The 25,807-nt window shown below is 36.1% G+C and carries 31 protein-coding genes and 1 pseudogene; all 32 read right to left on the bottom strand.

Annotated elements, in window-relative coordinates; translation table 11 throughout:
- Positions 1–242, bottom strand: a 242-nt coding sequence (locus tag Ctaglu_RS02380) for a BMC domain-containing protein (RefSeq protein ID WP_124997822.1), incomplete at its 3' end; no start/stop codon positions are given.
- An 89-nt stretch (positions 243–331) separates the two neighbouring features.
- Positions 332–631 (bottom strand): ethanolamine utilization microcompartment protein EutM, encoded by a 300-nt coding sequence (gene eutM / locus Ctaglu_RS02375; protein ID WP_124997690.1) that lies wholly within the window; start codon positions 629–631, stop codon positions 332–334.
- A gap of 27 nt (positions 632–658) precedes the next feature.
- Positions 659–1,309 carry a phosphate propanoyltransferase gene (locus Ctaglu_RS02370; RefSeq protein ID WP_124997688.1) on the bottom strand — a complete coding sequence of 217 codons (651 nt, stop codon included), beginning with the start codon at positions 1,307–1,309 and terminating at the stop codon, positions 659–661.
- A 1-nt stretch (position 1,310) separates the two neighbouring features.
- On the bottom strand, positions 1,311–2,846 hold the full coding sequence (locus Ctaglu_RS02365; protein WP_124997686.1) for an acetaldehyde dehydrogenase (acetylating): 1,536 nt from the start codon (positions 2,844–2,846) through the stop codon (positions 1,311–1,313).
- 68 nt (positions 2,847–2,914) lie between these two features.
- Positions 2,915–3,571 carry a BMC domain-containing protein gene (locus Ctaglu_RS02360; RefSeq protein ID WP_124997685.1) on the bottom strand — a complete coding sequence of 219 codons (657 nt, stop codon included), beginning with the start codon at positions 3,569–3,571 and terminating at the stop codon, positions 2,915–2,917.
- 32 nt (positions 3,572–3,603) lie between these two features.
- Positions 3,604–4,314: a cupin domain-containing protein gene (locus Ctaglu_RS02355; protein WP_124997683.1), complete on the bottom strand. Its 711-nt coding sequence runs from the start codon at positions 4,312–4,314 to the stop codon at positions 3,604–3,606.
- A 37-nt stretch (positions 4,315–4,351) separates the two neighbouring features.
- On the bottom strand, positions 4,352–4,900 hold the full coding sequence (locus Ctaglu_RS02350; RefSeq protein WP_124997681.1) for a BMC domain-containing protein: 549 nt from the start codon (positions 4,898–4,900) through the stop codon (positions 4,352–4,354).
- Position 4,901: 1 nt separating this feature from the next.
- Entirely contained in the window at positions 4,902–6,230 is a 1,329-nt protein-coding gene (locus tag Ctaglu_RS02345) for a 4Fe-4S dicluster domain-containing protein (protein ID WP_124997679.1), read from the bottom strand.
- A 107-nt stretch (positions 6,231–6,337) separates the two neighbouring features.
- Positions 6,338–6,601 carry a EutN/CcmL family microcompartment protein gene (locus tag Ctaglu_RS02340; RefSeq protein ID WP_124997677.1) on the bottom strand — a complete coding sequence of 88 codons (264 nt, stop codon included), beginning with the start codon at positions 6,599–6,601 and terminating at the stop codon, positions 6,338–6,340.
- Positions 6,595–6,900, bottom strand: a complete 306-nt coding sequence (locus Ctaglu_RS02335) for a BMC domain-containing protein (protein ID WP_124997675.1) — start codon at positions 6,898–6,900, stop codon at positions 6,595–6,597. The genes Ctaglu_RS02340 and Ctaglu_RS02335 overlap by 7 nt, the downstream gene beginning before the upstream one ends.
- A gap of 17 nt (positions 6,901–6,917) precedes the next feature.
- A complete protein-coding gene (gene eutJ / locus Ctaglu_RS02330; RefSeq protein WP_124997673.1) occupies positions 6,918–7,763 on the bottom strand; it encodes an ethanolamine utilization protein EutJ in 846 nt (281 codons plus the stop codon).
- Positions 7,745–8,431 carry an ethanolamine utilization protein gene (locus tag Ctaglu_RS02325; protein ID WP_124997671.1) on the bottom strand — a complete coding sequence of 229 codons (687 nt, stop codon included), beginning with the start codon at positions 8,429–8,431 and terminating at the stop codon, positions 7,745–7,747. Before Ctaglu_RS02325 ends, eutJ begins: the two co-directional genes overlap by 19 nt.
- 1 nt (position 8,432) lies before the next feature.
- Positions 8,433–8,891, bottom strand: a complete 459-nt coding sequence (locus Ctaglu_RS02320; RefSeq protein ID WP_124997669.1) for a EutP/PduV family microcompartment system protein — start codon at positions 8,889–8,891, stop codon at positions 8,433–8,435.
- Entirely contained in the window at positions 8,888–9,241 is a 354-nt protein-coding gene (locus Ctaglu_RS02315; RefSeq protein WP_124997667.1) for a BMC domain-containing protein, read from the bottom strand. The genes Ctaglu_RS02320 and Ctaglu_RS02315 overlap by 4 nt, the downstream gene beginning before the upstream one ends.
- Positions 9,242–9,284: 43 nt before the next feature.
- Positions 9,285–10,235, bottom strand: coding sequence for a choline TMA-lyase-activating enzyme (cutD, locus tag Ctaglu_RS02310; protein WP_124997665.1), 951 nt, complete (start codon positions 10,233–10,235; stop codon positions 9,285–9,287).
- Positions 10,236–10,350: 115 nt separating this feature from the next.
- The gene (gene cutC, locus Ctaglu_RS02305) at positions 10,351–12,891 is read right to left on the bottom strand and encodes a choline trimethylamine-lyase (protein ID WP_124997663.1); all 2,541 of its coding nucleotides are present in this window, start codon (positions 12,889–12,891) and stop codon (positions 10,351–10,353) included.
- Positions 12,892–12,989: 98 nt separating this feature from the next.
- Entirely contained in the window at positions 12,990–14,480 is a 1,491-nt protein-coding gene (locus Ctaglu_RS02300) for an aldehyde dehydrogenase family protein (protein WP_124997661.1), read from the bottom strand.
- Positions 14,481–14,558: 78 nt separating this feature from the next.
- Entirely contained in the window at positions 14,559–14,870 is a 312-nt protein-coding gene (locus Ctaglu_RS25745) for a BMC domain-containing protein (RefSeq protein WP_226099128.1), read from the bottom strand.
- Positions 14,871–14,876: 6 nt separating this feature from the next.
- A pseudogene (locus tag Ctaglu_RS25830) lies at positions 14,877–15,170 on the bottom strand (BMC domain-containing protein); the annotation flags it as partial.
- 383 nt (positions 15,171–15,553) lie between these two features.
- Positions 15,554–15,820 carry a hypothetical protein gene (locus Ctaglu_RS02290; protein WP_124997657.1) on the bottom strand — a complete coding sequence of 89 codons (267 nt, stop codon included), beginning with the start codon at positions 15,818–15,820 and terminating at the stop codon, positions 15,554–15,556.
- Positions 15,821–15,824: 4 nt separating this feature from the next.
- A complete protein-coding gene (locus Ctaglu_RS02285; protein WP_124997655.1) occupies positions 15,825–16,907 on the bottom strand; it encodes a DMT family transporter in 1,083 nt (360 codons plus the stop codon).
- Between the two features lie 774 nt (positions 16,908–17,681).
- A complete protein-coding gene (gene lipA / locus Ctaglu_RS02280; protein ID WP_124997653.1) occupies positions 17,682–18,542 on the bottom strand; it encodes a lipoyl synthase in 861 nt (286 codons plus the stop codon).
- 25 nt (positions 18,543–18,567) lie between these two features.
- Entirely contained in the window at positions 18,568–19,548 is a 981-nt protein-coding gene (gene lplA / locus Ctaglu_RS02275) for a lipoate--protein ligase (RefSeq protein ID WP_124997651.1), read from the bottom strand.
- 349 nt (positions 19,549–19,897) lie between these two features.
- The gene (locus tag Ctaglu_RS02270) at positions 19,898–20,332 is read right to left on the bottom strand and encodes an MOSC domain-containing protein (protein ID WP_124997649.1); all 435 of its coding nucleotides are present in this window, start codon (positions 20,330–20,332) and stop codon (positions 19,898–19,900) included.
- A complete protein-coding gene (gene moaC / locus Ctaglu_RS02265) occupies positions 20,332–20,811 on the bottom strand; it encodes a cyclic pyranopterin monophosphate synthase MoaC (RefSeq protein WP_124997647.1) in 480 nt (159 codons plus the stop codon). Before moaC ends, Ctaglu_RS02270 begins: the two co-directional genes overlap by 1 nt.
- An 18-nt stretch (positions 20,812–20,829) precedes the next feature.
- Entirely contained in the window at positions 20,830–21,789 is a 960-nt protein-coding gene (gene moaA, locus Ctaglu_RS02260) for a GTP 3',8-cyclase MoaA (RefSeq protein ID WP_124997645.1), read from the bottom strand.
- A 77-nt stretch (positions 21,790–21,866) separates the two neighbouring features.
- Positions 21,867–22,358 carry a MogA/MoaB family molybdenum cofactor biosynthesis protein gene (locus Ctaglu_RS02255; RefSeq protein WP_124997643.1) on the bottom strand — a complete coding sequence of 164 codons (492 nt, stop codon included), beginning with the start codon at positions 22,356–22,358 and terminating at the stop codon, positions 21,867–21,869.
- A 147-nt stretch (positions 22,359–22,505) separates the two neighbouring features.
- Positions 22,506–22,820: a hypothetical protein gene (locus Ctaglu_RS02250; RefSeq protein WP_124997641.1), complete on the bottom strand. Its 315-nt coding sequence runs from the start codon at positions 22,818–22,820 to the stop codon at positions 22,506–22,508.
- A 170-nt stretch (positions 22,821–22,990) separates the two neighbouring features.
- Positions 22,991–23,443 carry a EutQ-related cupin domain-containing protein gene (locus Ctaglu_RS02245; RefSeq protein ID WP_124997639.1) on the bottom strand — a complete coding sequence of 151 codons (453 nt, stop codon included), beginning with the start codon at positions 23,441–23,443 and terminating at the stop codon, positions 22,991–22,993.
- An 87-nt stretch (positions 23,444–23,530) separates the two neighbouring features.
- Positions 23,531–24,643 (bottom strand): ethanolamine utilization protein EutH, encoded by a 1,113-nt coding sequence (gene eutH, locus Ctaglu_RS02240; RefSeq protein WP_124997637.1) that lies wholly within the window; start codon positions 24,641–24,643, stop codon positions 23,531–23,533.
- A gap of 68 nt (positions 24,644–24,711) precedes the next feature.
- The gene (locus tag Ctaglu_RS02235; protein ID WP_124997635.1) at positions 24,712–24,993 is read right to left on the bottom strand and encodes a EutN/CcmL family microcompartment protein; all 282 of its coding nucleotides are present in this window, start codon (positions 24,991–24,993) and stop codon (positions 24,712–24,714) included.
- 74 nt (positions 24,994–25,067) lie between these two features.
- Entirely contained in the window at positions 25,068–25,805 is a 738-nt protein-coding gene (locus Ctaglu_RS02230; protein WP_148097578.1) for a hypothetical protein, read from the bottom strand.
- Between the last annotated feature and the right edge of the window lie 2 nt (positions 25,806–25,807).

The raw sequence follows: 25,807 nt of genomic DNA, 5'->3' as shown, positions 1-25,807 counted from the left end.
TGTGGACGAGGGATAACATGAACAGAAATCAATTCTCCAACACGTTGTGCAGCAGCCGCTCCTGCATCAGTTGCTGCCTTTACAGCACCAACGTCACCTCTTACCATTACTGTTACTAGACCACCACCAACAAATTCTTTACCAACTAGATAAACATTTGCTGCTTTAACCATTGCATCTGCAGCTTCAATAGCCCCAACTAAACCCTTTGTTTCGATCATTCCTAATGCATCATATTTCATTTTTATTTCCTCCTAATTTTTTATTTTTTATTTTTTATTTTTGAAATTATTATCTATAATTTATATGAATTATTCTCATGCCGACTAATCTATTTTATATCTTCTTCCCTCTTTAACATTTTAGGAAGAATACCTTCAACTTCAACGTGTGGACGAGGGATAACATGAACAGAAATCAATTCTCCAACACGTTGTGCAGCAGCCGCTCCTGCATCAGTTGCTGCCTTTACAGCACCAACGTCACCTCTTACCATTACTGTTACTAGACCACCACCAACAAATTCTTTACCAACTAGATAAACATTTGCTGCTTTAACCATTGCATCTGCAGCTTCAATAGCCCCAACTAAACCCTTTGTTTCGATCATTCCTAATGCATCATATTTCATTTTTATTTCCTCCTAATTTTTTATTTTTTATTTTACAATTTTAATTTTTGATAAGGAATTAAGATTCATAGCATTTGCTTCTTCTGTGTCAATATGACATTCTAAAGCCGAAGCGTCATTTGCTCTAACGGCAACATTATTGTAAATGCCCCCGCGCGGACCACTAATTTCAATACTCACTGACTGTCCGTCATGCACGCCGAAACGCTTCGCATCTTCAGGAGTCATATGAATATGCCTCTGTGCAACAATCAGACCTTCTGTAGTCTGAATAGATCCCTTCGGACCAATTAGCGTAATTCCAGGTGTTCCTTGTAAATCACCTGATAGCCTTGCTTGTGAAACTACACCAAGCTTGAAGGAATCTCCTGTAAGAACTTCTATCTGCGATTTACTACGCACTGGACCAAGAATTCTAACTTTCTCAATGGCACCCTTTGGACCGCATATTGTTACTGTTTCCTTGCATGCATACTGTCCGAGTTGTGACAAATCTTTACTCTTAGTAAGTTGATAACCTTCCCCGAAGAGACTGTTCAAATCAGCTTGAGAGATGTGAATATGGCGATTAGAAACTCCTACTGGAATTTCATACATATCCCCTTTCACGTCACTAGAAGACATATTAGATTGAACAGCCTCTAGCAAAAGCTTCAGGGCAGTTTCATAGTTATCCATTTTAGTTAGCTCCCTTCATTGCATTTACTAGATCGCTTACCAACTTCAAAAGTTTTTCATTATCAGTAGAAGCGTCATTGGATGCATATGAGGCAGGACTTGTACCGCATCCTACGCCTTGCTTAACATAACTGGAAGATAGTTCAGGATGGTTGAATGCAGGATCTTCAGAAGCTAATGTACTACAATCTTTAATGCCATATGCGACTCTCTTGATATTAATCAAATGCATCGGACCAACATTTTCAGAAACAGAACTTCCTCCCCATGTACCGCAACCTAGTGTAAATGCAGGTAAAAGTCCTGTGCTTAAACCAGTACCTCCTTGAGTTCCACCAGTATTAACCAAAATACGAGCTGCTGGTTTTTTAGCAAACTTCATTACAATACCTTTATCCTCTGTATGAATGCTCATAGTGTGTCCTATACCATTTTGAAGCAGTTTGATACTGAGGTCACATGCCTCGTGCCAATCTCTAACTGTATAGAAAGCAAGTACAGTTGTCAATTTTTCGAAGGATAGTGGATAAGCATCACCAACACCTTGCTGCTCACCTATTAGAACCTTTGTTCCTTCTGGAATTGAAATTCCAGCAGCTGTTGCAATAACCTGAGGAGATTTGCCTACGAACTTGGCACTCATGCTATGACCACCATTCTTAAACAGTAGTCCACAAACTTTTGCAGTTTCTTCTGACGTCATAAAATAGCCGCCCTGCTTCTTAAATTCAGATACTACCTGATCATGATTGCATTCTTCAACAATAATAGACTGTTCGGATGCACAAATGGTACCATAGTCAAAAGTCTTACTTGCAATAATATTTTTAACTGCTTGTTGAACATTAGCACTTCTCTCAATATAAGCTGGTGAGTTTCCAGCACCAACACCCAATGCAGGCTTGCCCGCACTATAAGCGGCCTTTACCATTCCAGGGCCTCCAGTTGCGATAATCATAGAAACCTCACTACATTTCATTAACTCATTTGTAGCCCCTACAGATAGCGTAGACATACCGCTAATAATATTGGCAGGAGCTCCTGCAGCTACTGCAGCATCATTCATAAGAGTTATAGCCTTCAGTGTACATTTTAATGCAGCAGGATGTGGTGAAAATACAATTGCATTACGTGATTTAATTGCAATTATTGCTTTGTAAATAGCAGTTGATGTTGGATTTGTAGAAGGTACAATACCCATAATTAGTCCAACTGGCTCTGCAATATCAGTTACCCTATCAGCCACATTTTCACTAATCACACCAATAGTCTTCATATCTTTGATAGCATTATACACAATAGTGGAAGCCATATGGTTTTTATAAGCCTTATCCTCAACTTTTCCAAAACCAGTTTCTTCCACGGCCATCTTAGCTAAACAAACCACATTTTCTTCTGCTACTCTAACCATATTGCACAAAATCTTATCTATTTGTTCCTGAGTATAATCAGCTATCTGTTCTGTCGCTATTTTTCCGAGTCTTGCAAGATTTCTTGCTTCTTGTATAGATCGTAAATCCTTATCGAAATTTTCCATCTTATAATTCCTCCATTCGTTTTCTTGTAAAATTTTCATGATATATTTTTATAATTGTTATAACTGCTTTAATTATTTCCGTAATGTTCTCTGAATTTTGTAAGTAGCAACCTCTTATTTGCCTTAGAAACCGACCTTCCCGCAATACCAAAGTTCTTATATTCACGAGCTAGATTTCGAAGTTCTATAACCTTAAACTTGCTCAAAACCTCAATTGTTTCTTCCAAACCGTATTCAAGTACCATCTTATCTACAGCTTCCTTATTAGGTATCTCACTTAAATCCCTTTGCAAAGAAGCAGTTGTTTTTTCTGCATCGAATTCCGTAATTTTTGAATCTTTCACTACTAAATTTTCAACTTCAACCTCTGCAGTGTATTCTTCAATTATTTCAGCTTCGGATTCAGTTTTTGTTGCCTCTACAGTTGACATTTCTCTATCTTTCAGCGGTGCCTCTGGTATAATTATGTTTTCCAAATCCTCATGTGGGCGAGGAATCACATGCTCTGAAACCAGGGATGCGCTGTTTATTTTTCTAACTGCAGCGCAGCCAGCCTCTACAGCTGCTTTCACCGCGCCCACATCTCCAGTTACAACAATGGTAACAAGACCTCCGCCTACATATGTCTTTTCCAAGAGGTTCACATTTGCTGCCTTAAGCATAGCATCTGCACTCTCAATAGCTGCAACGAGTCCTATTGTTTCAATTAACCCAAGTGCCTGCATTTCCTAACCCTCCTTAACTTTAGTCAAGCCTTCTAATATGTAGCATAGAATGCTTTCATCTTGTCAGGTGAACCAAATGCTAATTTAGCTCCCTTAGGGAAGAATACTGAATCACCTGAATGTGCAGTGTAAATCTTTCCATCCACTGTTACTGTCAATGTACCTTCTATAACATAGTATAGCTCTTGGCAAGCGGTTTCCCAGTCGAAGGTGCAACCTTCAATTGTAATAACCCCTGCATTCATTTTGCAACCGTCATCCCCATTAATAATTTCCTGATAAAATACTTTATCGCTAGGGTTTCCAGTATCAAGAACTTCCATCTTTACCGAACTACCACGAACTACCTTTAAACCACAAGGATCAATCTCAGCAATATATGGCTTATTAGAAAAAGAATCAAGGATTCCATTTAAAAGCCCTTTATCCATCATAGCTTTGAATACCTTATAAATCATATCTGTGTCGATTCCACCATCACTGGCTTTTGCCAGTGATGAGGCTATTTCTTCACAAGAATTTTTTGCTGCACAAGCCTGCGGCTGGGAACTCTTTACCTCACAAACATTAGCTTCGGAACTCTTTACCGCGCATACAGGAGTCTCCGTAGAAAACTCTATTCCACAAGCTTTCGCTGCGTCTTTGGCTGATGGCGTAATAATTGTATTACTATCAATATAAAATACTTTTTGACCCTTCTTTTCCACATTCTCAACATCTTTTACACAAATCAATTTTTTCATTCCTTCACATCCTTTCATAAATATAAGTTCTCATATATTAGAACAAAGATGACAACAGTCTGCCTGAAGGCGAAGCTATAACTTCTGCATTTACAAGCAGTCCTTTTTCTTTTGCAATAGCCTTTCCTGTTTCAATACCGGTTTCAACCGCAGCCACATCGCCGGTGAAAGTAAAGAATGACTTACCGCCTAGTCCATTTCCCAACCGGAGCTCTATAGGCTGTAATTCCGCTGCTTTCAAGATTGCATCAGCAGCGATAACCATGGTTGAAAGAGAGAAAGACTCCATAATTCCTAGTGCCTGAATTTCATCTGGCATAGTTGCACCTGTGATTGCTGGGAATACTAACGGGCTGACATTTGGTATAACAATAGAATCAACCAAAAATTCTTCTGCTAACCGCTCACCAATACTTACGGAATCTTGAACTGATGCAACATCGCCCTCAACAATAACTATATACTTACCGGGGCAAACAGAACTAGCTGTTACTATTTCCACATCAGAAATTTTCAGCATCTGATCTGCTACATATATACCTCGTGCAATACTTGTAAATTCAACCATACCTATTGCTTTCGACATATCAGTCCCTCCTTATCGTAATAAAATCATTTCCACACTCTACAACCGTTCCTGAAATGCTAGCATGAATTGTAGCCCCCAAATTATCTTCAGGAATTTTGCCGATTAGCTGTCCCAGCTGCACATGATCGCCAGTAGAAACAACGGTCACCGCAGGTGCCCCTACATGCTGCCTTGTTGCAATACGTACCAATTCAGGTTTTATTTCAACTTTCGTCATAAGCGCTGGCTTGTCAAAATCATGTAGTCCCAGTCTAGCGACAATACGCTTACTTGGAACCAAACGATACTCACGGCTTTTGCGAGAAGCGAATTCTGATTGCATGGGCTTGTACCTTATATTCTGCTGGGCCAATTTTTCTTTAAAATAAACATTTGCAGATTTCGGATATAATCCTACCGGGCATGAGAATAATTCACATAAATTACACTGACAACATAACTGTGAAACCTTCTGGCCTTCAACATCCGTTAATGCATAATTTAAAGCTCTCATCATCTTATGTGGCTGTACATTATGTCCAAGAAGATAGCGAGGACACATATCCGTACACATACGGCACTGCTCACAAGAAGCCCTATTCACTCTTCTTGCCTGCTCTAAGTTCATAGATTTCTTGCGAATCAGAGAATGCTGCTTTTTCAAAATTACAAATCCCTTATTCTTCTTTGTAACATATCCATCTATATTACTCATGACAGGCCCCATCATAGGACCACCATCAATAACTGCATAATCATCAAAATTTTCTATACCACTCAGCTTTAGCACATCTATAATAGGTGTGCCTACTGGCACTTTTACAGTCAAGCTTTTAGGTATATCTCCTGCAACTGTGATATATTTTTCTGTAACTGACTGTCCCAGGGAAGCATTGTAAATATTTAATGCCGTTTCTGTATTGACTACTACACATCCAACCTGAATTGGGATACCCATTTCAGGAACAACTCTACCTGTCAATTCATAAACCAAAACTTGCTCATCACCTACAGGATAAACATCTGGAAGCTCTTTGACCTCAACGAAATCACCTACCTGCAATGCCTTAATTCTCTCTCGCAGAATAGAAATCCCGTCTTTATGCTTTCCTTTAATACCTATAATAGCTTTGCTTGCAGAAACCAATCTTCCTGCTGCTTCAAATCCTTTAATTACCTCATCGGGAAATAGTTTCATCAACTGCTGATCCACCCGAAGCAGAGGTTCACATTCAGCTCCGTTAAGAAGTATATATTCCGATTTTGATGCTAGTTTTACATGGGTAGGGAACCCTGCACCCCCTGCACCAATAACACCGGCTTCTCTCACCATATCAAGAAGACTCATTCTTACCCCTCCTGTTATTCTCTGGGGCACATAACAATTATCAATTGTTATGCCTCCTGTAATTGTCTGAGGCACATAAGAATTATTAATTCTTTTGCCTCCTGAATTTATCTGAAATTGCAATCATCATCAATAATTCCCACAACAACCGCATCTACTGGGATATCGTCATTACCTAGCATTCGGCGAGCCGATGAGCCAGTGCTTACAATAACCCTATCTCCAATACCGGCACCGATAATATCTACAACAATCAAACGCTCACCGGCACTACTACCGCCAATTACTTCTGCCAGCATAAACTTTAGTCCATTAAGTGATTCTGCTTTTCTTGTTGCCCATATGCTATCAATCAGTTTTGCTGTTAACATAAATCTTTCTCCTTTTTAAGCTGCTGCTTAATCTCTTGGATTGCAGATTCAACAGATGCAGTATCGCCAAAAATCGCAATCATTATCATGTTCTGCGGACAACTTCCTCTGATATCTTCTACTGTGACACCAACCGCCTTTTCAGCAATGTCCGCTGCGCAAATCATCTCTATCATTCTTCCCTGCACAAGACCAACTGCATCAACACAAATCCTGTTTTTGTCCACACCCGGCCCCATTCGCCGCATAAGAATATCTACAGTACCAACTGTCGGTGATTTAATAATTCGAAACTCCATATCTAAAATCGCCCCCTTTACCTTATACTTTGCTGCGTGCAGCTAAGTGCTATTCCTAGTGGGGTTACAAACATAGGATTTTGCGGCTTATGAGTGAAAATACCTGTCTGCTTTTCTATGATTTTTTCAATACCAGTTAGGCAGCATGTTCCGCCAACCAAACATATTTCCTTTACATCATAACCTTTGATATGCTGATTAATAATAGATGCAATTTTTTCAACTACAGGCCTCAGTACTGGTAACAGTTCCTTGTGATTTTTAGGATCACGCTTATACAATTCGCCTTCCGGAAAAGACATTTTATATGCACCTGAAACAACTAAGGAAAAATGTGTACCTCCTGTTGGCTCATCCTCAATGCAAACAACTTCTCCATCCTTTAAAATCGAAATTCCGGTTGTTCCACCACCAACATCTACAACTGCACCATCCTTAATTTTAAGGACATTATTGGCAGCTGTACATTCATCAAGCACATTTGTCACTTCAAAACCAGCAGCCTCAACCACATTCTTAACTGCTCCTGAATCCAAAGCATCTGTCCCCGGCGGAATGGCAGCCGCTGCATAAATAAGTTCTGTACCAATCTTCTCCTCAATCTCCTGCTTCAGTTCTCTTACAATTTTAATTGCACCCATATAATCTACAACCATACCATCTCGAACTACATCTGCATACCTATAAGCACCTGCCACGGGTTTGTAATTTTCATCCAAAACCGCTAAAACAACACATGCCGTTCCCAAATCAACTCCTGTATAATAAACAGAAGATTTACCCACAATGGGATGTTCCACTACATATTCAAAATCCCGGACAAGCTGATCACAGTATTCAAAATTTAACTTTTTTTCTGACATTTTCCACCTCCTAAAACCGAACAAATAATTTGGGACAAGGTATTAACAATCTGATTAACCTTCCCGATAATTTCTATGCACAGCTCATTATCCTCATTACTTCCCTCATATACTTCTAAAACAACTGGTTCAATTTCGCGAAGATTACAACGTAACCTATGCAAAATTATGATTTCTCTTCCCTTTGCAAGCTGCATATGGAACTCTGTAATTTCAAAACAGTCATCCAAATCATCAGAAAATTTATCTGCATTAACCCCTGTGCATTCAGCGCTACTGAGGTTCTCGGCAGAACCTTTCCCCTCCGCAGCATTTTTAATGCAGGTGAATTGTTTGCCTAAATTAATAACTCTCTGTGCCAAGAAAACATCCTCACTCAAAAGTTCTTGTTCAGATAAAAGAAACAATGCCTCCATGGACTTCATCTTGCTACTAAGTTTCTTCTTTTTCCAATTATTCTTCTTCTCAGGTACTTCAGGTGGCTGTTTTTCTTTTACATTTACAGTACTTTTCTTTGTAAAAGGATCATTTTCATACATATTGATCCGATGGTCCGACAGAAACTGACGTGCTCCAGGCGTAAGTCTTGCTCCTGGTTCTAACTCATAAGTTGTAAAAGGTTCTATTTTATTGAAATCCCGCAAATCACTTTCGGTAATAAATTTCATTTTATTCCCCCTTTACTTTTTTTTCAAAAGTAAATAAATATTCTTTTAAAGCAACCATGCCTACACCACTAGAAGCACTAATCTTATAATAAGGCTCAGGTATTCCTATTTGCTTTAGCTGCTGGAAACACAAATCCTCATTTTCCGCCATTAAATCACTTTTCGTTATTACACCAATTACAGGGCATCTAAACGCCTTTACAAAACCAGGTGGATAAACGTTACTGACTCTTGACTGATCAACTAAAATCAAAACATGTGATGCATCTTGCGCGGTTGCAATTAAATGTTTGTACATCCAGGGGCTTTCAATATAAGCACCTGGAGCATCTATAGTATTCTTTCCATAAATAATATCCTGTGTTTTCCTGAGTGGTCCATCATAATCATTAAGCGAATTAACCAATGTGGTCTTTCCGCAATTCATCGGTCCTATCACCATTACTCGCTTCTTTCTCATGTTCTTGTAATAGGAGCTGTCATAAAGTCTAGCAAATTTTTCAATGTATCATTTACCGCATTAAGTGCTGTTTCAACGCTCTGAACATCACCGGTGATAATTACAGACCCAGTAAAACGATCCAGAAAACCAATTTCAACATCCGCTGCCTTTGTTGCAACATCTGCTGCAATAATAGCTGCTTCGTAGGGTGTTATAGTTAAAATTCCAATTGACCCTTTATTGTCTATCCCCAAGCGCTCATAAATATCCGGCATAGGTGAGGCAATAACATGAGCAATTGTAACCTGCTTTCCTGGTACCGATTCTTCTATGACACGTTGTATAGATTTTTCACCAACTGTTCCCATAAAAGCTACCTCTCAATCTATTTTCTATTCTAACAATCATTTATCAGTGTTTGATAACCGCAACTGGGAAATCATATTTTTTAATCCAGCTCTCAATCATGTCAAGATCTTCACTGCTTAAGCTTGGATCTCCCTCTATTGGATAGTCCATTTCTAATTGTGTGTACTTATTTACACCCATTTTATGATAAGGAAGCAAATCTATTCCCTTAAAGTTTTTGTATTCACGGAAAGGCATCAAAAATTCAATTACACTCTCAATCTCATCCCGTCTATCATTTATACCTTTAAGCAAGGGCATTCTCACCTTAACATTATACCTACGTTTTAAAAGTTCCTTTAAGTTTTCTAGTATTCTCTCATTGTGAACTCCCGTAAGTTCATAGTGACGCTGGGCATCAACATGCTTTATATCAAAAAGGAATAAGTCTGTAAACTGTGCAACATTAAGTATTGATTCCAGTTTTGCATAGCCTGATGTTTCAATAGCAGTATTGATTCCTTCTTGCTTACATGCCATAAGTAAATTTGTTGCGAATTCAGGTTGCATAAGTACCTCTCCGCCACCTAATGTAACGCCACCACCTGATACATCATAAAACATAACGTCTTCTTGAATGATTTCCATAAGTTCGGAAACAGTTTTTACCTGCCCTACAATAGATAATGCAGATTCAGTACAAATTTCCTCACATTTTCGACAACCTATACAATCAATGCTATGGTTCACCTCATGTTTTAACTCTTTTGACATAGTATGTATAGAAACCGGACAAACACTAACACAGGCACCACAATCAATACAGGCATCTCTTTTAAACATAACTTGATATTTTCGTTCAAGTCCTTCAGGGTTAGCACACCATTTGCAACGCAATGGGCATCCTTTAAAAAACACAAGTGTCCTTATTCCCGGACCATCATACATATTATATTTTTGAACATTGAAAATCATTGCTTTTCTTTCTATTACAGCTACTTTTGTATTGCTCATAATATCTAATCTCCCGTTCAAATAAATAATTCAACTGCGCCCAATCCTGCATAACCTGCATCATAAAATAATTGGGCGTCAGTTAAGTCACTTTAAAGTCAATGGAATACCCTAATTAAAAATGTGTTAGCATAGTTCTGCTGATAATATCATCTTGAACACTCTTTTCCAGTTCGACAAAGAATGCACTGTACCCTGCCACTCTAACAATCAAGTCACGATAATTCTCTGGATTCTTTTGTGCTGCAATCAATGTTTCATTATCAATATAAAGGAACTGCATCTCTCCATTGCCAAAGGCACAAGCACTACGAAGTAATGTAATCATACCCTCTTCGCCTTCAGGTGTATCCAGTAATCCCGCCATAATCTTAAAGTTGTGAACCATTCCTATGTTCATAGTGTCACAAGCCATCTTGGAAACAGATTTAATAATAGCAGTCGGTCCCTTGAAATCTGCACCTTGAGTCGGACTAATACCATCAGATAACGGTGTCCAAGCTGCACGTCCGTTAGCAGATGCACCAAGCATCTGACCAAAAGGTGTATTGTTTGAGATAGACAAAGTGCCATGGCTTAGTACTGAATAAAGCGTCTTATACTTTCTATGTTCCCTCTCTGTGAAATTAATCAAATCGGAAGCAATCAAATCTGCATAATCATCATCATTACCGTACTTAGGAGCTTTCAGGCAATCACTTTTCATTTGTTCATATCCCACAAATTCAGCTTTTAATCCTTCATTTAGTTGCTTCAAAGTATACTTCTTCTCATCGAATACTAACTTCTTGATAGCAGCCATAGAGTCTGTATGAGTAGCCAGCCCAGACCATATAACACCAGGTCCAAAGTTGTACATAGCTCCACCAGCAGAAACATCCTTGCCACTCTCCATGGTGCCCTCAAACATAATGGACATTAAAGGTTTTGGAGCAAGTTCTCTGTGTACACGTTGAGTAATAACAGTAGCAACACTTGACCACTTTGTAATATATTTAATTTGTTCCTTAACAGCATTGTCGAACTGTTCATAAGTTTTGAAATTATCCAAGTCTCCCATATCAGGACAAACCTGCTTCTTATACCATAGAGGAACACCGTGGTTTAGAACTAGTTCAATACATATTGGCCACTGGGTATAAGCAGTTGAAGTCCACTGATACAAACGACCTGATTTTTGAGGTTCAACACAACCCATAAGGCAATAGTCACGGGCATCTTCCATAGAAACACCTTTTGATAGCATCATCTTAATATGAGCATCATCAAAATGGCAAGCTGGGAATCCCATACCAGCACGAATAACATCAACAATTTTCTTCATATACTTCTTAGGTGACTTAGCGTGAATACGTGTAGCTAGTGATGGTTGATAAATTTTAACATGACGAACAGCATCCATAAGTAGGTAAGTTAGGTCATTTGTTGCATCAAGACCCTCACGAGTAACTCCGCCAACACACATATTTACAAATGGCTGATACCCTGCAAAGAACTTAGAACCGCCTTCACTTGTAATCCACATCATCTCAGACATTTTAATAAGCATACTACCAGCTAGTTCAAATGCTTCAAACTCACTCATACGACCCGCTTCTATATCTGCCTTGTAGAATGGATACATATATTGGTCAACACGACCGATAGACATTCCAGTTTGATTTTCTTCAACTACAAGCAACGATTCAATAGTCCAAACAGACTGAATTGCTTCCCAGAAAGTACGAGGCTTATGTGCAGGAACATGTGCATTTATTTCAGAAATCTTCATTAATTCTGCTTTACGCTTAGGATTTGTTTCCTTTGCAGCGAGCTGCGCCGCATGATCGGATAAACGCTTAGCATAAATCATAACTCCTTCAGTAGTATCAATAACAGATTTATAGTAATAAATTTTTTCAATATCATCAGGGTTTTCGTAATTCAGTTTTTCCAAATGATCTTTTGCTTCCTGCTGAATATCTAGCATTCCCTTCTTCATAAGGATTATATCGTATCCAGGGTTTGAATCACCACCACCATTTATTGCATGGTAAGAGCAATCTGAAACGTAAGATTCCCCAGATAGTTCCCAAAGACCTGCCTCACGGAACTGATCTTCACAGTATTCATCAATGGATTTTCCTTTCCAGAAAGGGAAAAGTTCTTCACGCATAAACTTTTTATCCTCATCAGAGATATAAAACGGATCTTGACCACGTGTACCAATGGTATCAATTTCATCTTCCATCCATCTCCATGCAATATCAGGAGAACATGCTCCTGAACGAGGTGCACCACAAGGAGCTCCTACAATAAGTTCATCCTCTTGAATTAACAAAGGTGCTGTTTCACAAGAATACTTGAAACTTTTACCACGGAATATGCTTTTAGGCATACCAGGATTTTCCTTTGCAATCTTAGTAATTGCACGAGCACGATGAGTAGTGATAGTAGGCGTCCATTTTAAATAGCTTTCTTTCAGTCTTTTAAGACGCTGCGTAATTCCATCTGGAACTTTTCCATCATTCTCGTTAGATGCCACATAACTTACAGTATCCACTTTTGTAATTTCCTTTGAAACCCCTTCAAACATCTTCATTAAAGATGCTCGTTCTTCTGCAGACATATTTTTAGTTGCTTCTGCAAATTTATTTGTAAATTCACGAATATCCATATTTTTACCCCTCATTCTTTCATAATTATTTCAGATTTTGCATCTGATCTTTTTTAGTGTTTACTTCTTATTTTAATTCTCCATATACATCTGTACCGCTATTTAATCTCTTCGAGAGCTTTTTTTAAGATATTCTGCAACATCTTTATATTCTCTGGATTATACTCAGGCATCTTTGCAATGCTATCCACGGGAGTTTTTTCCTCTGCATGCATTCCATCAATAATATCCTCTATATTTCGCACACCATATCCTACTTTGCGGATATAAATAAGATTCATTGGTGAAACATTATCGGAGGTCATACCTAGTCCCGCAGAGCCACTGCCCAGAGTCAAAGCAGGAACCAAATTAGTTGTAGCACCCATGCTACCAAGGGAAGCAGGTGTATTAACAAGTACCCTGCCCACAGGTTTTTTTAATGCAAACTGGCGAATCACTTCTTCGTTTTTTGAATGTATAACAAGAGTGTGTCCATGCCTCTCACTTAAGAGTAACTCAATGCACTTCTCGCAAGCATGCATCCAATCGTCTTCGATGTAATAAGCTAGTACCGGGCAAAGTTTTTCCTTCGAATAAGGATTAGTCTCAGAAACATATTTCTGCTCGGAAATCAAAAGTTTTACACTCTCCATAACAGAAAAGCCTGCTCTCTTAGCCAAGTCCTGTGCCGATTTTCCCACCATTTCTGAATGCAAACTCCCATCAGAATGGTAAAAGAGAGAACCAAGTTTTTGTGCTTCTTCCTCTGTCATAAAATGCGCACCGTTACTTTGAAGTTCGCGTTTTACCTCAGCTGCAATACAGCTATCTACAACAATAGATTGTTCCGCACCTGATACAATTCCGTTATCAAAGGTTTTACTAGCAATAATATCATGCACAGCTTGTTTGATGTCAGCTGTGCGTTCAATAAATGCCGGTCCATTGCCAGTTCCTCCATAAATGACAGGTTTTGCAGACTCATAGGCTGCTTTAAGCATTCCAGGAACACCTGTATTCATAATAAGAGACGTTGCTTTATGATTCATTAGCTGGATTGTGCCACTAGTCGTCACAGTATGTAAATACGCAAGAGCTCCTACAGGAAGTCCAAACCCTTCTGCTGCTCGAATCATAATATCAAGTGCCTTGCAAATTGTCTTCTTCGCCCTAGGATGCGGTGAAAAAATAATCGCATTGCCGGACTTGATTGCAATTAAAGCCTTGTAGATGGTTGTAGAAACCGGACTGGTTGCAGGACATAAAGCAATAATTACACCCATAGGTACGCCTATATCCATGGTCTTGTTTTGAAGGTCCTCATCAATGATACCTACACAACGCATTCCGCGAAGTTTAACTAGCAAATACTCGGAGGCAAATCTATTCTTGATATATTTATCCTGCCATTTGCCATAATCAGTTTCATCTCGGGACATCATAGCAAGTTCGCAGGCATACTTTCCGATTTCCTCCGCCATACGTTCAACAATTTCATCCAATTTTTCCTGTGGAAAAGTTGCTAGCAGTTTTTGTGCTTCATCTGCATTTTCGGCAAGAATTCGAGCTTCTTGGATGGAGAGTAAATCATTGTCAATAATATTCATTTCTGACTCTCCTTTTCATTTCATTAACTAAGTATTGTACTTTTGCATTTTATGCATTGCTACCATATCAGCCAAATATTAAGGATTCAGTGTTTCAAGTGAATAAAGTGCAATAATTTTTTCAAGGTCCGGGTGTGGACTTGCAATAACAACTGAGCTATAAACTTCAGCACTCATATCTAATACAGCTTTTACGCCAGTATCTACAGCTGATCTACATGCACCTACGTCTCCACGAACTAACACCGAAATATAACCAGAAGCTACATTTTCAAAACCAATCAATTCAACATTTGCAGCTTTACACATTGCATCTGCAGCCTCTAAAGCAAAAACTATACCAAATGTTTCTATTAAACCTAAAGCTCTGTAACTACTCGCCTGTGGTATTTCCTTTGCATCGATGTCATATACTGAAACAATATCTCCAATATCTTTAATCGGTCTTGGCATAACATTTTGTGCTGTTAATGTACCTATTGCTGTAGCTGCCTCAGCTCCTGCTTCTACAGACGCCTTAACGGCAGCAATATCACCCTTTACCATAATTGTAACCAGAGTGGAACCTATATTTTCATATGCTACCAATTCAACATTGGCAGCCTTAAGCATTTTGTCTGCCGCCTCAATTGCAGGTACCATCCCTAATGTTTCAACAAGGCCTAATGCTTCTTCTCCATAATACCTCACTAAATATTCCTCCTTTTATATTATATTTTCTGGAATCTTTTAGACACTTACTTATTAAGGGTCTTGACTCCCTCAGAATTTAACTTTACTAAGCAAGACATTCTAAAACGTTTTCTTTATCACACTATTACCAACTCAACTACCATTTCACTTTATGTTAATAATAACTGAACAAGGCATTTTTTCATGGCATAAAGTGCGCTATTTTACCGCATTATATCCACCAGTTTTTTTGAAGTTTTTGTACTATCGTTACATTCTTGCACTAATAGTATTATTTTTTATTTTTACTCAAGATATTAAAGGAGATTTAGCCTCCCACTTACATAAGTAGGAGACTTTCTTTCTTAAATGTGATTAAAATAATACAAATACAAAAATTATTAGTCCTTAATGTAGTTATTAATTGTAGCTGCGCCTTCATCATTTGCATGATAGTAAATCCTTAAATTACCGGACTTATCCATACCAAAACTTTTTTCTTCAAGAAGACCATTCGCTTCAGCTGTCATTAAAGCTGCAGTAACAGCATCTTTATTAAAAGCTTTGAAGTTACCATATTGACCTTTTAAAGCTTCAATAACGTCGTCTGCACATGCTCCTTCAATTTTTGTAAAATGTTTTAAAATAGCATAATTAAGTGGTTTCATAGAATTACGCCTCCTTTTTCTTAAGTAAATCCATTGGATTTACTGCGATTATCAAAATACCAATTGCCATTAATACAGCACAAATCCAAGATATAGGAGAGAGTGACCAACCTTTTATCCCGAACCCCACACCAAGTATTATCCAGCAGCAGAATGGTCCGAAGAAAGAATAAGTACCATTAGTTGCCATACCAAGCGCAACACCAGTCATACTAGAGCCCTTATACCAACTCATAAATGAAAGATAAGCACAAAGACCACTAACTGCAAACCAAATCATAGCAGGACCGCTTGTAAATGCTTGACCAATAACATGGAATGAAAGACCTGCATTTCCTCCTACTATAGCTATGATAGGAATAAATATAATTAAATTTGCAAGGCCTGATGTTGTCTGACGAATAGCAATACCAATCTCTGAATCTACCATTGCTGTACTATAACCAGCTATACAGCCTTCAATACCCCAGCCAAGCGCAGCTATAATAGCAGCTATAATACCTATCCCTACACCCTTTTGTGCACCTCCAGTAATACTTGAGATACCAATCAAAGCACTTGCAGAAACACAGATACCAATTCCTAAAATCATACGTTTTGTTAATGGTTGTTTGTATAAAACTCTACCTAAAATAGCGCCAATAGCTGGGCAAAGGGCAGAAATCGGAACAATAATTGAACCAGCTGATGCAAGACCAATAACATAAGCTGAATTAGCAATAGGGCCTCCCATAAGTGCAGCTAACATAATCATGCGACCCGGTTTAGTATTAAGAGTTCTAAAGAAATCTCCAAGTTTGCCGCGAATTCCTGCCATACCTAATGCCCAAACTGCACTACAAGTATCATTTACGCCACAACCAAGTGCACCAAGCATATATACAAGAGCAAATGAAGATAAACCAGCTGTATTTGCTCCAAACCAATCGCTCCAAACCCCCTGCGTCATAGCATATGCCAAAAATGCTGAGAATAATCCATATGAAAATCCTGAGAACAAACCAATTGTAACTCCTTTTCTAAAAAATCCTGATAATAACTTTTTTTTAGCAACGACTGCAGTCGAATTAGCTACTGCTTCTGACATAATATTACCTCCAATATTTTGTTGTTTTTCCAAAAAACCTCATTTTAATAAAGTCTTTCAGACCTTTACGTGTATTCTAGAACAGACATAATAAGTTCCAATATTCATTGATGCACAAATCATCTTACCTACGGATTTAATAATAGCTACAGGGCCTTTAGTACTTAATCCCTGAATGGGGCTTAAAAAATCAAAAGGAATATTATTCGCACCCGTGATTACTGCTACCTCCCCCTTTTTTCTTTACATAGTAAATTACAAATTTCTTTGAAGCGTTTTCATTAACAATATGTTGCGGTCTGGAAGTACTATTTCACTTTATGTTAATAATAACTGAACAAGACATCTTTCTATGGCATAATTTTAAATATTTTACTGCATTATATCCCCGAGTTTTTTGAAACTTTTGTACTATAGTTATTTTCTTGCACTAATAGTATCTATTTTTATGTTTAATTCGACATCATAATCCATTTTTTCTTATAATTCCATTTATTTATTCCAAACTTTTTTATTTTATAATTTATTTGCCAATTAAACCTTTTTATAACAAAAATATAACCCCCATGATTATAAAACTATAATCACGGGGGTTATATTTAGTTGTTATGTTCCTCCAATATTCCTACATTTCTAATAATTAACAGTATTTAAAAGGTATTTTTTTAATTTTTAGTAATAAAGTCCTATTTCTATGTTAATAATTTTAATTTAAGTTATGTTGTCTTTCCAATAAAGCTGCATGCCCTTCGGTATAACTTGGTTTCATAAGCACTACAAAATATTAGAATTTAAAGCTTCAGCTGCATTATAGGAACTTCTAACTAATGGCGATGATGCAATATACCTAAATCCCATCCTCATTCCTATATCCTTATATTTTTTAAACATATCTGGATGAACGTATTCTACAAGTTCAATATGATCTTTTGACGGCTGAAGATATTGACCAATTGTAACTATATCACATTGATATTCTCTTAAATCCTTTAATAATTCTATAACCTCTTCCTCTTTTTCCCCTAGACCTACCATAAATCCTGATTTAGTAAATATACTCCTATCAATCTCTTTTACTTTCCTCAAAAGTTCTAATGAACGAGTATATATGCCTTGCGGTTTTACCCTTTTATATAAATTTGATATTGTCTCAATATTATGGTTCAATATCTCTGGTTTTTCATCTAAAATCACCTTTAAGGCCTCCCAATTACCTTTTAAATCTGGAATAAGAACTTCTATTGTTGTATCTGGTGTTATTTTTCTAATCTCTCTTATTACTGCTGCAAATTGACTTGCTCCGCCATCCTCTAAATCATCACGTGTAACAGAGGTTATAACTGCATGCTTAAGCTCTAATTGCTTTACAGCTTGTGCTACACGAATTGGTTCTCCAATATCTACATATTCACCTTTACCCGTTTTCACATTACAGAAGCCACAATTCCTTGTACACACACGACCAAGTATCATAAATGTTGCAGTTCCTTTACTGTGACACTCTAATTTATTAGGACAATTAGCCTCATCACAAACTGTATTTAAATTTAAAGTTCTTTTAATTACATTAACCTTTTTTGTATTATCATTAGATTGAAGTTTTATCTTTAACCATTCCGGTTTTCTTTTATACATATGCCACCCCTAAATTAATTATTTGTTAAAACATAAGGCTTAAAATCTCTTCATTTTTTATCCCATTTATATATTCATTAATATCAATATTGTCTAAAATCTCTTTTATATTTTCTTCGCTATGCTTAATTTCTTTAAATTTATCTTCCAATGACTTTATATCTTTCTTAAAAAAGAAGTCTCCGTAAAGTTTCATTTTTTTTATGTATCCCTTTTCAACGTTGAAATTAACTTGGATAGTACTTCCACCACACCTTGCTTGTTTTGAATAACTATATTTAGGCGAATTCCCAAAATTCCACTGCCAAGTAGAAAATCTATTCTTTGCTATTTCATCTATTTCTTTTAATTCTTTTCCGGAAAATTCGTACAATTCTTTTTCAGCAAAAGACTTCATTACATAATCTACTATATATTTTTTAAAATCCATCACATTCATATTATTATTTAAATGCTCACTTATATTTGTTACCCTAGATTCCACGGATTTAACAGATTTTTCTTTAAATTTTAATGGATTTACCTTAAGTGCTTTTGATAACTCTGTCATAGAAGTTAAAAACAGTAATGTTCCATGGTGTAAAACCTTATTTTTATAATAATACTGAGCATTACCTGAAAATTTTTTCCCCTCTATAACCAAATCATTCCTACCTGAAAATTCAGCTTTTACACCTAAAGCAATTAAAGCTTCTAATATAGGTTTTGTGAATTTTCTGAAATTCTCAACAACATTTTCGGAAGATTTGCCTATAAATGTGAAATTTATATTACCTAAATCATTATAGACAGCTCCACCTCCAGTTAATCTTCTCACTATTTTTATGCCCTTTTCTTTTACATATTCTGTGTTTATTTCTGCCATAGTGTTTTGATTTCTTCCTATTAATATGCTTGGCTCATTTCTCCATAGCATAAAACATTCATCCTCAATATTTTCTAATACATATTGCTCAGCAGCATGATTAAAATATATATTGGTATTATTATGATTTATAAATATCATAACTCTCCCCCTATCTTATTATGAGAATAATAATATAATGTGACTTCAAAATTAATTATAACAACCTTTTTTACATATTTGTTGATTTTATGAAAATTTAATTAGTAATATACAAATAACCATCCCTGGGGACTTAAATCCGTTATATTGCTCCCAGGTTTGGGTGCACAACAAAACCCCATGATTATAAAACATAATCATGAGGTTTATAAAATTTAACTATTATCCTCTTCCTATTCAAAAAATTGAACTTTCTCCATAATTCCTTACCTTCTATCACCTTAGTATTAAATAAATTTCCAGGTTTTAACTCCATTTTATTGCATCTATACTGCGTGCATCCATAATACTATGCCTCCACTACAATATCATCTCCAGCTTTGATATATCCCTCTGTAAGCACTCTCGCAAATATGCCTTCTCTAGGCATTATGCAATCGCCAACTAATTTCATGATTTCACAGCCTTTATGACATTCCTTTCCTATTTGTGTTACCTCTAAAACTACTTCTCCTATTTTAAGTTTAGTTCCCACAGGAAGCTCGTACAAAACTATTCCCTCTGTAGTAATATTTTCAGCGAACTTTCCGGAAGATAAGCCTTCTACTCCAGCAGCTCTCATTTTATCAATGCTCTCTTCTCCAAGAAAACTAACCTGTCTATGCCAATTTCCAGCATGTGCATCTCCAACAATCCCATGATCAATTTTTAAAAATCCACTTTCTATAGGATGTTTTACTACACCTTTTTTCTCACTTATATTTACAGCAGTAACCTTTGCCATTACAATCCCTTCCTTTCGAATATTCCTGATTTCCCCCCACTTTTTCGCGCGAGCATAATATTATTTATAACCATTTCCCTATCAATTGCCTTGCACATATCATAAATTGTTAGCGCTGCAACAGATACCGCAGTTAGTGCTTCCATTTCAATTCCTGTTTTTCCTACAGTTTTAGTTGTAGCAGTTATTTCAATCTTATTATTTTCAAAGTCTATTTTAAAACTAATATCGCAGCCAGATATCATTATAGCATGGCACATTGGTATTATTTGCGAAGTACTTTTCGCACCCATAATTCCTCCAACCTGTGCTACAGCTAGTACATCTCCCTTTGAAATAGACCCTTCACTTATTCTTTCTAGGGTTTCTCTTTTCATAGATATTGACCCAACTGCTATAGCTTCCCGGATAGTATCGCACTTTGCAGATACATCCACCATCTTTGCTCTTCCTTCTTCATTTATATGGGTAAGTTCCATTTTCTACCTCCTTTTTATTTAGCCCCCTATTTGGGACATTCCCTTAACACTTCTACTAGCACTTTCCTCTCGCAGATGATGTTCAAGTGGTTTACTCTCAATTGCCGATTTTATTGCATTTGTAAGCATCTTTTCATTATTGAGATATTTCCTAAGGTTTATCTCTTCCTTTGAATGAAGACAAGGCTTAATTGTTCCTGTGGAAGTAAGTCTTATTTTATTACAATCCCCACAAAATTTACAACTTACTGGACTAATGAACCCAATCTTTCCTTTTGCACCAGTTAGCTTGTACAACTCCGCAGTGCTACTTTTTTCAGTTCCAATTTTAGTGAGCTCTGGATGAAGTCCTAGCATCTCCATAAAGCTTAAATTGTTTTTTTCATAGATCTTAATACCTTCCCCTATAGGCATAAGCTCTATAAACCTTATTTCTACTGGTAATTCACGAGTTAAATTTAAAAAATTCTCAAACTCTACATCGTTTATGCCTCGCATTAATACCGTATTTATTTTAACAGGTTTTAATCCAAGTGATAAACACTTATCTATACTTTCCATTACTTTATCTAAATTTCCTACTCTTGTTATGCTTTTATACTTTTCACTATTAAGGGTATCAAGGCTAATATTAACTCTTTTAAGCCCTGCCTTTTTTAAATCCCCTGCCATATCAGATAGTAAAATACCATTTGTAGTTATGGCAATGTCATTTATTCCTGGTAGTTTAGAAGTTTCATATATTAGTTTGTCTATATCCTTCATAACTAGTGGTTCTCCACCAGTATATCTTATTTTATTAATACCTAGTGCCGTGGCTGCCCTTACAATTTTTAAAGTATCTTCAAAACGCAAAATATCTTCATGTTTTAAACTCTTGATGCCCTCTTCTGGCATACAATACACACACCTTAAATTACATCTATCAGTTACCGATACCCTTAAATAATTTATGTTTCTTCCATAAGTATCTCTCATAAAAACCCCTCCTAAACTTCAATAATTTCCCCCAAGCACTTTAGTTCAGTATTTTATCTTAAGTTGCAGCCCACTGGTTAGGTTCTAGCGCATTCACTAGCCTCTCCTTTAAGTATTTCAATCCCATGTGGAATTGCAGGCAATATAAATCCTAGATTTTCCACCGCAGCTTTTGGGCTGCCGGGAAGATTAATAATTAAGGTTTTTTTGCGAATCCCTGCAATACTTCTTGAAAGCATGGCCTTTGGTGTAATAGCAAGGGATTTCATTCTCATAGCTTCACCAATACCTGGTACATATTTCTCAATTACATTTTGAGTTGCCTCTGGAGTGACATCTCTTTGTGAAAACCCCGTTCCTCCATTAGTTAAAATTAAATCCACCTTAAGCTCATCACATAAATAAATAAGTTCACTTTCTATTTCCTGTTTTTCATCAGGAATCATTTTATAGTAGCTTATAATAAATCCCTTATCTTCTAATTCTCTTCTAAGTGCAGGCCCTGTTCCATCAATTCTTTCTCCTCTAGAACCTTTATCACTCATAGTTAATATTGCAGTTTTTATCATTTTCATCACTCCTAAATATATCTTTCTTAACAATTTGTGCGCTGGAAACTTAAGAACCTTGTTTTTTTCTCCTTGTTCAATAATTCTTCCCTTAAATACTATTTATAAAAAAAGAACTCCATTATTGGAATTCTTCTTTTGACTTTGTCATATGGTTTTATTAGCCTGTTCTACCAATCTAATTCCTTCAAAATCTATGTGTATTTTATCCTCACAAACTTTTTTTACATTATTATCATATTTTATGCTATGGCTGCCACCTTTTAAAAAAGCTTCCGCTTCTTCATATTTTATAAAGCCTAACCTTTTTAATTTTCTTAAATGGAAAGCAAACTCTTGTTTCTTGTCATGGGGATCTTTCTCTTCTAATTTATAATTTTGAATTTCAAATGGCATTCCTGGTAGCATATCAGCATCATAAATATCAATTATTATCTGATTTTCTAGTTTACTCAATTCCATATGATACTCTCCTCTATAATATAATATAATATAATATAATATAATATAATATAATATAATATAATATAATATGTATATTCTCTATGTCTTTGCAAATTCCTTCTAATTATTACATATTTAATTTGTTTATATTTATATTATGAGGTAGTACCCTTTAAATTAAAAAGTGTCTACTCTAACTCCGCCCAATTAGCAGGATATGTTACATACATAAACTTTGCATAATTTGGAACACTGAATTGAATTTTAGAGTTTTTAGGAATTAAAATTATTTCACCCTTATTGGCTACAACTTTTCTTCCATCAATGTTTACTTCTAAAGTTCCATCTATAACATAATCTATTTCATCATATTTTAATGTCCAATCAAAGCAAGTCTCTTTCATTTCCATAAGTCCACATCCAAGTCTTGGACTTTCTTCTAGTGTTAAAACATCCTTTAAAAGTACGTCATCTCCCTCTTTGCCAGTATCAAACTTATCCAGTTTTACAGTGTTTAATTTTACTGACATTATACCACTAGGATCTATGTGCTTTTCAAATTCACATTTTTCCTTTGATAAAGTTTCTATTATTATTTTTCTAACCATGTCTTCAATTAATTTTGCATCTATATTTTCCATTTTAACTCCTCCATTTAAGCACCTTCAAATAATTAGAAATCGAAATACTATTATATTTATTTGAGTGTGCTTTATTATTATATAATATTATGCTTTAACAGACCTATCTCTTTTACTATTTGAAGATATATTTTTTGAAAGTATAAAACAAGCTAAAGCAACTGCTGTAACTCCACCAACTAATTTTGCAACTATCATAGGGAATATCATTCCTTTCTCTACTCCAGCAACAAAACCTAAATGATCTCCAAATACGAAAGCTGCACTAACTGCAAATGCAACGTTTATTATCTTACCTCTATCATCCATGTCCTTCATCATTCCAAACATTGGTATACTATTTGCAAGACTTGCCACCATACCTGCTGCTGCAATATCATTCATACCTAGTAATGAACCAAGCTTCATAAGAGGTTTTTTAAATACTTTTGTTATAACAAAAACCATTGGGAAGGCTCCTGCAAGTACTATTGCAATAGATCCTACTATAGCTATACCATCAGATAATGGTGCCATACCAGGAATAAGAACTACTCCTGTTAGAGTTTTTATTATTATTGCCGCGAGACCTATTGTTATAACCACAACTACCCCTTTTCCAAAAACAGTAAAGCCTTTTATCATTTTTTCAGGAATTCTCCATAATCCTATAGCAAGAAGTGCTGCAACTATTATTATTGGTACAAGGTTTTTAAGTACCATTATTACTCCAAAGCCAGCTATAAGTCCTCCTATAAATGCTCCTATAGGAATTGTTATTATTCCTGCAAGTACGCCTGTTGCTAAAAACTTATGGTCTTCTTTTCTAATTATTCCAAGAGCAACTGGTATAGTAAATACAATAGTTGGTCCCATCATAGACCCTATAATTACACCTGAGAAACTTGCCGCCTGAGCTGTTTGTGCAAGTTCTTTTGCAAGAGGATATCCTCCCATATCGCAAGCAAGTAAAGTAGTAGCAAACATTGATGGATCTGCACCGAGTGCAGTGTAAATTGGAACTATTACAGGTTTTAATACACTAGCAAGTACTGGTGCTAAACAAACTACACCCACCATGGCTATAGTTAATGAACCCATTGCCATAAAACCCTCTTCAAATTGTTGCCCTAACCCAAATTTATTTCCTATGCACTTATCGATCGCACCTAAAACCATAAAAACAACCATTATATAAATAATAATTTCATTTATTCCCATATTTTTGTCCCCCTTACCATAAATGTTTTTTTAAAGATAAATATTATTTTTATAATTTTTCCATTTTATTATTTTAGAAATTCTTCATCAACTTCTAAACTATCTATTATACCCACTATAACAGCATCCACAGGTGCATCTTTTATATGTAGTGATGCCCTTGCAGCGCTACCTTTAGTTACTAATACATTATCCCCAATTCCAGCACCTACTATATCTGCGGCAACAAAAATTGTGCTTTCCTTACCAGTTGCAGATTTAGATGGTTCTATCACCAAGAATTTTAATCCATTTAATTTTTCATCTTTTCTTGTAGCCCAAACACTTCCTATAACTTTACCAATGATCATTAACTGTCCCCCTTCATTGTATTTGCAAGCTATTCTGATTAATCATTCATCTACTAAACTATTTTAAAATAATCCTATACTCTATTTATTTTTAATTGGTTTATTCTTATAAAGTCTTGAGCCAGTGGGGTTAATATAGCCTTCTTAATTAAGTTTACTTCCTTTATCCCATTCATATATAATTTTCTAAGGTCTGATTCTGTAATAAGTCTTTTGTTACTTATTTCTACTACTTGATGAGATTGCACACTATTTTCTAAAAGCAAGGATTTAGATGGCACTTCACTTTTACTATGAATATCACTGCCTGATTCTACTAAGCAATCTTTTTGCACTGACTTCTCATTGCAATCTGCACCTATTTCCATGCTTTTCAATAAATCTTTTTCATTTACTATAATCGCTCCATAGGACATGATTTTGCATTCATATTGACTATATAAATTATATAGTGCTTCATTAGCCTTTGTTGAATATTTTCTATATTGTATTCCCTCTTTTAATACATAAACCCTCTTACCCTTAAAAAGAGCCTCTACTATCAGTTCTTGTGACTTATCATTGCATAAACCAAGTGCCATTGATGATAAGCCTTTGTTACATAAATTTGTAACTATTATACTTTCATAGTTTTTCAAATTTATATCTTCCCCATCATAAACAATAACCTCATATTTATATTCTAAAAGCTCTTTAACTTCTCTTAATTCTTCTTCACATGAACTTATTACTAATACCTTTTTCTTTTGGGTTACCATGCTATTTGCACTGCTGGTAATTCTCTTCATAACTTCTCTCGTGATCATTTCCACTA

The organism is Clostridium tagluense (genome assembly GCF_003865095.1).
In the GTDB taxonomy this organism is placed as follows: Bacteria; Bacillota; Clostridia; order Clostridiales; family Clostridiaceae; genus Clostridium_AD; species Clostridium_AD tagluense.
The sequence above is the reverse complement of the archived record's forward strand: the minus strand, read 5'-3'. Positions and strand labels throughout refer to the sequence as shown.

What these genes read in the sequence shown, in the direction of transcription:
- eutM (WP_124997690.1), bottom strand. Translation starts at nt 631, where the DNA reads ATGAAATATGATGCATTAGGAATGATCGAAACAAAGGGTTTAGTTGGG.
- Ctaglu_RS02370 (WP_124997688.1), bottom strand. Translation starts at nt 1,309, where the DNA reads ATGGATAACTATGAAACTGCCCTGAAGCTTTTGCTAGAGGCTGTTCAA.
- Ctaglu_RS02365 (WP_124997686.1), bottom strand. Translation starts at nt 2,846, where the DNA reads ATGGAAAATTTCGATAAGGATTTACGATCTATACAAGAAGCAAGAAAT.
- Ctaglu_RS02360 (WP_124997685.1), bottom strand. Translation starts at nt 3,571, where the DNA reads ATGCAGGCACTTGGGTTAATTGAAACAATAGGACTCGTTGCAGCTATT.
- Ctaglu_RS02355 (WP_124997683.1), bottom strand. Translation starts at nt 4,314, where the DNA reads ATGAAAAAATTGATTTGTGTAAAAGATGTTGAGAATGTGGAAAAGAAG.
- Ctaglu_RS02350 (WP_124997681.1), bottom strand. Translation starts at nt 4,900, where the DNA reads ATGTCGAAAGCAATAGGTATGGTTGAATTTACAAGTATTGCACGAGGT.
- Ctaglu_RS02345 (WP_124997679.1), bottom strand. Translation starts at nt 6,230, where the DNA reads ATGAGTCTTCTTGATATGGTGAGAGAAGCCGGTGTTATTGGTGCAGGG.
- Ctaglu_RS02340 (WP_124997677.1), bottom strand. Translation starts at nt 6,601, where the DNA reads ATGTTAACAGCAAAACTGATTGATAGCATATGGGCAACAAGAAAAGCA.
- Ctaglu_RS02335 (WP_124997675.1), bottom strand. Translation starts at nt 6,900, where the DNA reads ATGGAGTTTCGAATTATTAAATCACCGACAGTTGGTACTGTAGATATT.
- eutJ (WP_124997673.1), bottom strand. Translation starts at nt 7,763, where the DNA reads ATGTCAGAAAAAAAGTTAAATTTTGAATACTGTGATCAGCTTGTCCGG.
- Ctaglu_RS02325 (WP_124997671.1), bottom strand. Translation starts at nt 8,431, where the DNA reads ATGAAATTTATTACCGAAAGTGATTTGCGGGATTTCAATAAAATAGAA.
- Ctaglu_RS02320 (WP_124997669.1), bottom strand. Translation starts at nt 8,891, where the DNA reads ATGAGAAAGAAGCGAGTAATGGTGATAGGACCGATGAATTGCGGAAAG.
- Ctaglu_RS02315 (WP_124997667.1), bottom strand. Translation starts at nt 9,241, where the DNA reads ATGGGAACAGTTGGTGAAAAATCTATACAACGTGTCATAGAAGAATCG.
- cutD (WP_124997665.1), bottom strand. Translation starts at nt 10,235, where the DNA reads ATGAGCAATACAAAAGTAGCTGTAATAGAAAGAAAAGCAATGATTTTC.
- cutC (WP_124997663.1), bottom strand. Translation starts at nt 12,891, where the DNA reads ATGGATATTCGTGAATTTACAAATAAATTTGCAGAAGCAACTAAAAAT.
- Ctaglu_RS02300 (WP_124997661.1), bottom strand. Translation starts at nt 14,480, where the DNA reads ATGAATATTATTGACAATGATTTACTCTCCATCCAAGAAGCTCGAATT.
- Ctaglu_RS02290 (WP_124997657.1), bottom strand. Translation starts at nt 15,820, where the DNA reads ATGAAACCACTTAATTATGCTATTTTAAAACATTTTACAAAAATTGAA.
- Ctaglu_RS02285 (WP_124997655.1), bottom strand. Translation starts at nt 16,907, where the DNA reads ATGTCAGAAGCAGTAGCTAATTCGACTGCAGTCGTTGCTAAAAAAAAG.
- lipA (WP_124997653.1), bottom strand. Translation starts at nt 18,542, where the DNA reads ATGTATAAAAGAAAACCGGAATGGTTAAAGATAAAACTTCAATCTAAT.
- lplA (WP_124997651.1), bottom strand. Translation starts at nt 19,548, where the DNA reads ATGATATTTATAAATCATAATAATACCAATATATATTTTAATCATGCT.
- Ctaglu_RS02270 (WP_124997649.1), bottom strand. Translation starts at nt 20,332, where the DNA reads ATGGCAAAGGTTACTGCTGTAAATATAAGTGAGAAAAAAGGTGTAGTA.
- moaC (WP_124997647.1), bottom strand. Translation starts at nt 20,811, where the DNA reads ATGGAACTTACCCATATAAATGAAGAAGGAAGAGCAAAGATGGTGGAT.
- moaA (WP_124997645.1), bottom strand. Translation starts at nt 21,789, where the DNA reads ATGAGAGATACTTATGGAAGAAACATAAATTATTTAAGGGTATCGGTA.
- Ctaglu_RS02255 (WP_124997643.1), bottom strand. Translation starts at nt 22,358, where the DNA reads ATGATAAAAACTGCAATATTAACTATGAGTGATAAAGGTTCTAGAGGA.
- Ctaglu_RS02250 (WP_124997641.1), bottom strand. Translation starts at nt 22,820, where the DNA reads ATGGAATTGAGTAAACTAGAAAATCAGATAATAATTGATATTTATGAT.
- Ctaglu_RS02245 (WP_124997639.1), bottom strand. Translation starts at nt 23,443, where the DNA reads ATGGAAAATATAGATGCAAAATTAATTGAAGACATGGTTAGAAAAATA.
- eutH (WP_124997637.1), bottom strand. Translation starts at nt 24,643, where the DNA reads ATGGGAATAAATGAAATTATTATTTATATAATGGTTGTTTTTATGGTT.
- Ctaglu_RS02235 (WP_124997635.1), bottom strand. Translation starts at nt 24,993, where the DNA reads ATGATCATTGGTAAAGTTATAGGAAGTGTTTGGGCTACAAGAAAAGAT.